The organism is Streptomyces apricus (genome assembly GCF_008369065.1).
GTDB classification, from domain to species: domain Bacteria; phylum Actinomycetota; class Actinomycetes; order Streptomycetales; family Streptomycetaceae; genus Streptomyces; species Streptomyces apricus.
In genome coordinates, this window is the sequence record NZ_VDFC01000237.1 from 1 (window position 1) to 1,061 (window position 1,061).

General features: G+C 76.0%; 1 protein-coding gene. It reads left to right on the forward strand.

The genetic code is table 11. The features are described 5' to 3' along the window. Positions 1-52: 52 nt before the first annotated feature. Positions 53-1,061: ABC transporter ATP-binding protein (locus FGF04_RS39415; RefSeq protein ID WP_235882756.1), on the forward strand; the 1,009-nt coding region annotated here is incomplete at its 3' end.

Below are 1,061 nucleotides of genomic sequence, written 5' to 3' on the forward strand. Positions count from 1 at the left end.
CGGCGGGGCCCACCGCCGGGTGTCCCGAGGGCAGGGCGAGATGAGGGAGTCGATGGCGGAACGGTCCACCACGGACGCGGGCACGGGTGCGCCCACCGGGACGGGCGCGGAGACCGGCACGGACGCGGACACCGGCACGGACGCGGACACCGGCGCGGACGGCCCGGACGCGAATCCGGGCCCGGGTGCGGATGCGGGCCCGGGTGCCGGGACGGGCGGCGTGGACGGCACCGTGATCGCCACCCGTGGGCTGACCAAGCGCTATCGCGGCGGACAGCTCGCCGTCGACGGCCTCGACCTGGCCGTCCCGGCGGGCAGCGTCTTCGGCTTCCTCGGACCGAACGGCTCCGGCAAGACGACCACCATCAGAATGCTGATGGGCCTCATCCAGCCGACCTCCGGGACGGCCCGCGTGCTGGGCCGGCCCATGCCGCGCTCCGCCCGGACCGTGCTGCCGCACGTGGGCGCGCTCATCGAGGGCCCCGCGCTCTACGGCTTCCTCTCCGGCCGGGACAACCTCCTGCGGTACGACTCCGCGGACCCGGTCGCCGATCCGCGCACCCGGCGCACCCGCGTGGCGGCGGCGCTCGACCGGGTCGGGCTGACGGCCGCCGCGGGCAAGAAGGCGAAGGCCTACTCGCTCGGCATGAAGCAGCGGCTCGGGCTCGCGGCCGCGCTGCTGCAGCCCCGCAGACTGCTCGTGCTGGACGAGCCGACCAACGGGCTCGACCCGCAGGGGATGCGGGAGATCCGCGCCCTGGTGCGCGAGCTGGCGTCGGACGGCACGACCGTGTTCCTCTCCTCGCACCTGCTCGACGAGATCGAGCAGGTCTGCACGCACGCCGCGGTGATGGCCCAGGGCCGCCTGATCACCCAGGGCCCGGTGGCCGAGCTGGCGGCGGGCGCGCGCGCCCGGCTCGTCGTGACCACGCCCGATCCCGCGGACGCGGCCCGCGTGCTGAAGGAGCAGGGCATGGGCGATGTCGTCGTCGCCGGGGACCGGGTGAGCGCCGATCCGCCCGCGCCCGAGCGTGATCTCGCCGAGGTGAACGCGGCCCTGG